Source organism: Bradyrhizobium viridifuturi, assembly GCF_001238275.1.
Lineage (GTDB): Bacteria > Pseudomonadota > Alphaproteobacteria > Rhizobiales > Xanthobacteraceae > Bradyrhizobium > Bradyrhizobium viridifuturi.
Genome location: NZ_LGTB01000098.1, coordinates 1 through 5,942 on the forward strand (window position 1 = coordinate 1; position 5,942 = coordinate 5,942).

General features: G+C 61.1%; 2 protein-coding genes and 3 pseudogenes. 2 read left to right on the forward strand and 3 right to left on the reverse strand.

All coding sequences use genetic code 11. The features are described 5' to 3' along the window. From istB to ALC15_RS42915, 3 genes and pseudogenes are all read right to left on the reverse strand, one after another. The coding region (gene istB, locus ALC15_RS40635) for an IS21-like element helper ATPase IstB (RefSeq protein ID WP_050632113.1) at window positions 1–843 on the reverse strand (843 nt) is incomplete at its 3' end. Between the two features lie 8 nt (window positions 844–851). Next, window positions 852–2,342: pseudogene (gene istA, locus ALC15_RS40640) on the reverse strand (IS21 family transposase); the annotation flags it as partial. Window positions 2,343–2,457: 115 nt separating this feature from the next. Next, window positions 2,458–3,122: pseudogene (locus tag ALC15_RS42915) on the reverse strand (transposase); the annotation flags it as partial. A 391-nt stretch (window positions 3,123–3,513) separates the two neighbouring features. Here ALC15_RS42915 and ALC15_RS40650 point away from each other — a divergent pair. Both ALC15_RS40650 and tnpC read left to right on the forward strand, forming a co-directional pair. Continuing rightward, the gene (locus tag ALC15_RS40650) at window positions 3,514–4,236 is read left to right on the forward strand and encodes a hypothetical protein (protein ID WP_050632114.1); all 723 of its coding nucleotides are present in this window, start codon (window positions 3,514–3,516) and stop codon (window positions 4,234–4,236) included. A gap of 426 nt (window positions 4,237–4,662) precedes the next feature. Continuing rightward, a pseudogene (gene tnpC, locus ALC15_RS40655) lies at window positions 4,663–5,942 on the forward strand (IS66 family transposase); the annotation flags it as partial.

Sequence of the window (5,942 nt, forward strand, 5' to 3'; positions counted from 1 at the left end):
GCCCCGATCGGCATCCAAAAGGCCCCCCTTTGATCGGCGCGTTCTACTGGTAGCGCTCGGCTCGTCGGAGCTGGCCGGGATAGCGGAGGCGAGACGAGCGCGGGTGATGTGATCGTCGTCTCGGCTTTTGAATCGCCAACTGTCGTTGCCGGTCTCGACGATGTCGCAGTGATGGGTCAACCGGTCGAGCAGCGCGGTGGTCATCTTGGCGTCGCCGAACACGCTCGGCCATTCGCCGAAGGCGAGATTGGTGGTCACGATGACGGAGGCGCGCTCATAGAGCCGGCTGACGAGGTGGAAGAGGAGCTGACCGCCGGACTGGGCGAAGGGCAAATAGCCGAGTTCATCCAGCACGATGAAGTCCATCCGGGTCAGATGCTCGGCGAGCCGTCCTTGCCGTCCGTTGCGGGTCTCGGTCTCGAGGCGATTGACGAGGTCGACTACGTTGAAGAAGCGGCCGCGGGCGCCGGATCGGATGCAGCTTCTGGCGATGGCAATGGCCAGGTGGGTTTTGCCTGTGCCGGTGCCGCCGACCAGCACGACGTTGCGTTGTTGGGCGATGAAGCCGCCGCTGGCGAGATCATTGACGAGAGTCTGATTGATAGGCGTGCCATCGAACTGGAAGTCGGCGATGTCCTTTGCAAGCGGCAGCTTGGCAATGGTGAGCTGGTATTTGATCGAGCGGGCCTGCTTCTCGTTGATCTCGGCGTTGAGCAGGTCGCCGACAATGCGCTGGGGTTCGTGCTGGCGCTTGACGGCAGTTGCCATGATCTCGTCGAAGGCAGCCTTCATGCCGTAGAGCTTGAGTTCGCCCATGAGGTCGAAGATTTGAGTTCGTTCCATCAGATGGTCCTCCGGAGGTTGTCGTAGCGGGCACAATCGGCGATCGGTGCATGACGGAGCGTCAGTGCGGCCGGCGTCATGATGTTGGCCGGTGGGGCGGGCTCACGTTGCCGGGCCAGGATGTTGAGAACGACATCGGCGGAATGGACGCTGTGACTGAGCGCTTCGGCACAGGCCGCTTCCACCGCGGGCAGACCATCAGTCAGCACCGCGTTGAGGATGTCGACCATCTGCCGATTGCCATCGTCGGTGCTGGCAAGCTTGCGCCGGATCCGCTCGATCGCGGCCGGCAGCACCCAGTCTTTGAAGGGAGCACCGTTGCGCAAGGCGCCGGGTTTGCGGGCGAGCACCGGCACATAGTGCCAAGGATCGTAGACGGTATCGCCACGGCCAAAGGATCGCGAGTGCTCGGCAACGATGCGTCCATCCTGACGGATTACGATGCGATCGGCATAGGCTTGAACCTCGACCGGTCGTCCGACTGCGCTGGCTGCGACCGAGTACTTGTTGTTGTCGAAGCGCACCAGGCAGGTCTTCGAGACCGATGCCGTCACCGCATGGAAGCCGTCGAAGCGGCCGGCATAGGGAACGAGCTTGGGGCGTTCGGCTTCGAACACTTCCCAGATCGTCTGATCGACCAGCTCCGGATGGCGATGCGCCTTGGCGTAAGCGATGCATTTGTCGAGTAGCCAGGCGTTTAATTCGTCGAGGTTTTTGAACCGCAGCCGCGGCGTGAAGAAGCGTTCCCTGACCAGCCCGACCTGGTTCTCGACCTGCCCCTTCTCCCAGCCCGACGCTGGCGTGCAGGCGACCGGATCGACCAGATAGTGGCTGCACATCTGCAGGAAGCGGCGATTGTAGAGACGCCCTTTACCGACGAAGATCGTCTCTACGGCGGTCTTCATGTTGTCGTAGATGCCGCGGGTGCAGGTGCCCTTGAACAGGGCGAACGCCCGGTCGTGGGCGTCGAACACCATCTCCTGCGTCTCCCGCGGATAGGCCCGCACGAACAGCATGCGGCTGTGACAGAGCCGGACATGGGCGGCCTTCACCATCACCGTGGTGCCGCTCAGCAAGATCACCTCGTGGCTCCAGTCGAACTGGTAGGCTTCGCCTGGCGCAAAGCTCAGCGGCACATAGGCTGATGCTGTTGAGGCCCCGCGCTCCCGGCTCCAGCGTCGCGCGTAGCGACGAACCGCGTCATAGCCGCCGGCATAGCCCAAGCCGCGAAGCTCTTCGAACAACCGGATCAGCGTCAGCCGTTCTCGCGCCGCCTTGCTCTCATTTGCCGCCAGCAGCCGGTCAAGCTCGGAACTCCACGGCCCCATCTTCGGGAGCGGCTGCGTCTCGCGTTCGTACCGGAACTCAGTTGCTTGAGAACGGATAACCTTGCGGACCACCTTCCGCGACACGCCGAGTTCTCGGCAGATCGCCTTGATCGGGCGACCATCAACAAAATAGGCGCGACGGATCTTGGCAATCGTCTCCACCACCAGCATCCCAACCTCGGCTTCCATGACTCAATGGAAGCCACTGTGGACCCTTACCCCGGGGTCCCGATTGGATGCCGATCACCCCGAATACGGGGTCCTTATTCCACGCCGAAGCACAGGGGAAGCGGCGGCCATCAGTCAGCTGATCCGATACAAAGTCGAGTGACCAGCGGTCGTTCGGCGCCATCGGCACCGTCATTGGGGCTCGGGTGCCAATTGCGCGCTTGCGGCCGCCGCGGCGGCGCACCGTAAGCTTCTCCTCCCGATAGAGCCGGAACAGCTTCTTGTGGTTGATCAGATAGCCCTCCCGCTTGAGCAGAACGTGCAGGCGCCGATAGCCGAAGCGGCGGCGCTCCTGGGCAATCGCCTTCATCCGCTGCCGAAGGCCAGTATCATCCGCCCGGATCGTCCGGTATCTCATGGTCATGCGGCAGCAGCCGATGGCTTTACACGCCCGCCGTTCGCTCATCCCGTGGGCGTCCACGAGATGCGCGACAGCCTTCCGCTTGGCCGCGGGCGTCACCACTTCTTTCCCACGAGGTCCTTGAGCGCCGCGTTGTCCAGCATGGCATCGGCCAGCAACCGCTTCAGCCGTGTGTTCTCGTCCTCCAGCGTCTTCAGCCGCTTGGCCTCCGACACCTCCAGCCCGCCGAACTTGGCCTTCCATTTGTAGATGCTGGCGTCGCTGACGCCATGCTTGCGGCACAGATCGGCAACCGAAACCCCGGCCTCATGCTCCTTCAAAATCCCAATGATCTGCTCTTCCGAAAAGCGGCTGCGCTTCATGCTCTGGTCCTCGTCTTGGGCCAGAGCGAACTTCAAACTGGATTAAGTCCGCGGGGCAAGGTCAGCCACGACCAACACCGATCTTCAGAAAACGTCGCTCGCTGCGACCACACGCCCTGATTTTTTTCGCGCGGATGTCAGAATCGAGCTCGTACGATCATCTCTATGATGAGATCGCCCGCGTTTCGTGAATAAAGCAACCCGCTTCACCTACTTAGTCTGATAGGTGACGAGAGGCAAGGAGTGGATGATACTGATCGCAATCACCAAACTCTATCGGGGAAATCGCACTCCGCGCGTCACGCAATCTGTGGCGTGAATCTGGCGCATGAAGTTGGCATCGCTTCGGCTTTCTAAAGAGCCGAGCGGATAAATTACCCAGGAGATCATTGTGGCATCTACAAACTGGAACAACGGACAACTCGTCACCCTTAACCCTGGCGATACTGCGACGTGCCAGCAACTCAACGCTAGGCAGCTCTACGGCCTGATCTTCTACAATATCGCGGGGAACGACGCTGGCGCGAGCATTTCCGTCGTGTGGAGCCAGTCGCAGCCACCCGCCACCGTGCAAGTGCCGGGTACGACTCAGAATCAGGGCCTCGCATCGGTGCTGTTCGTGAATGGCTCGGACACCACTACAGTGGCGGCGTCGATGCTGCAGAATCAGCCTGGCGCACAGGTTCAGACCTATATCGCCAGCGTCAAGATGCCCTTGGACACGAGTGGCATTAACAACCAAGCCCTGGCAGCAGACGGGAAGAACCACGCGTTTACAAAGTTCACGCGCTACTACTCGGTGCCGGCCTCGCACTGGTATCAGGCGCAGATTCAGAGTAATATCAATCAGTTCATTTCGATTCAGTTCGCCGAGCAGTCCGCAGTGGTGAACGTCGTGAATGCGCTGGTCGACCCTGCTCTCCGGATCCAGGCTGTAGGCAGCGCGGTCAATCAGTACAAGACTAACGTCAGCGCGTACCAGACACTCTCGTGGTCACTCCAGGGCAACGGGCAACAGCTGGTCTTCGTTAATGCCGATAGCGTCCAGAACTCGCAAAGCGCAAGCATCTCTCTCCAATCGCTGAGCGCCTTGTACGAGGTTGTACGAGGCTGATCCCCTGAGCGCGCGAATACGCAAATCCGCGATACGCCCCCTTTGCTCAGCGGGGGGCGTGCGAAGGCTCTGTCGCGCTAAGGAGTAAATCAGGAGGTGAAAAAATTGACCGGAATGCCAGTGAACTGAACTTTAGACACTCGAACGCCGTCGCCGACTGTTGGCGATCAGACGGCGAATGAAATTGCGATGAAGCGAGCGTGCAAGCCGCGCAAGCGGCATGGACTGGTAGGTGAAGGCGCCGAGCGCGCTTCGGGACGCTGGAGTTTTCGGGACTTCCCATGCACGGGAGCGCTGGGGGCAAGTCCAGTAAATTCCCGACGCAGCCATTGCGCGACCAGCCCAGCGGTGACGGGCTGACCGATTCTCCACGGCGTGATTTCGTGCATCGATGACGCCGGCAGTGAAACGAACAATATCGCCGAACTTCCGGACACGGGCTTGCCACCCGTCAAAAACACAACGGGAAAGAAGCGCGGCCGCAGGCCGCTGCCGGCGAACCTGCCGCGTGAGCGCGTCGAGTATGACCTGCCCGACGATCAGAAGGCGTGTCCTTGCTGCCGTGACCAGATGCATCGCATGGGCGAGGCTGTCACCGAGCAACTTCATATCGAGGTGAAGGCGAAGGTTTTACAGAACGTACGCTTCAAATATGCGTGCCGCCATTGCGATCACACCGGGATCAACGCCCCTGTCGTGACCGCGCCGATGCCGACGCAGCCGCTGCCGGGCAGCGTTGCTACGCCCTCGACGCTGGCGTTCGCGCTGGTTCACAAATATGTCGATGGCACACCGCTCTACCGCCTGGCGCAGGCATTCGAGCGCGCCGGCGTTCCTGTCAGCCGAGGCGCTCTGGGCCACTGGGTGATCGGCTCGAGCGAGAAACATCTTTCCCGCATCTATGACGCCCTGAAGCTGCGGCTCAGATCGCAGCCTCTCATCCATGGCGACGAGACGACGGTTCAGGTCCTCAAGGAGAAGGACAAAAAGGCCACCAGCACATCGTATATGTGGGCTTATCGCAGCGGCAAGGGCAGTCACGAGCCCATCGTTCTTCTGGATTATCAGCCGGGCCGCGGCCAAATCCACCCGCAGGCCTTCCTCGGCGATTACCGCGGCATCGTGATGAGTGACGGCTATACCGCATGGCGCACGCTGGAACGGGCCACCCACATCGGCTGCATGGCCCACTCCCGGCGGCGCTTTGTCGATGACCTCTGGGCGAGGAAGAAGGGCGGCGGACCGCCCGAGCAGGCGCTGCGGTTCTTCGACCAGTTCTACCGGGTTGAAAGGCAGGCGCGGGACGGAATACCGGAGAAGGGTGAAACACAGGCCGACTGCATTCGCCGCTTCCGCCAGCAACATAGTGTCCCCATCCTCAATGCTCTCAAGGTATGGCTCGATGACATGGCCCCGAAGGTCTTGCCTGACAGCAAGCTCGGCGACACCGCATCCTACACCCGAAACCAATGGGAATATCTGACGCGCTACACCGGGGACGGCAGCATGCCGATCGACAACAATCTTCTGGAGCGCGACATCAGGGTTTTTGCAACTGGCAGGAAGAGTTGGTTGTTCAGCGATACCGTGGACGGAGCCAAGGCCAGTACCGTCGTCTACAGCCTGATGCTGACCTGCCGCGCCTCACGTGTCGAGCCGTTAGCGTGGTTGCGCCACGTCCTCACCGAATTGCCTCAGCGCGCCGG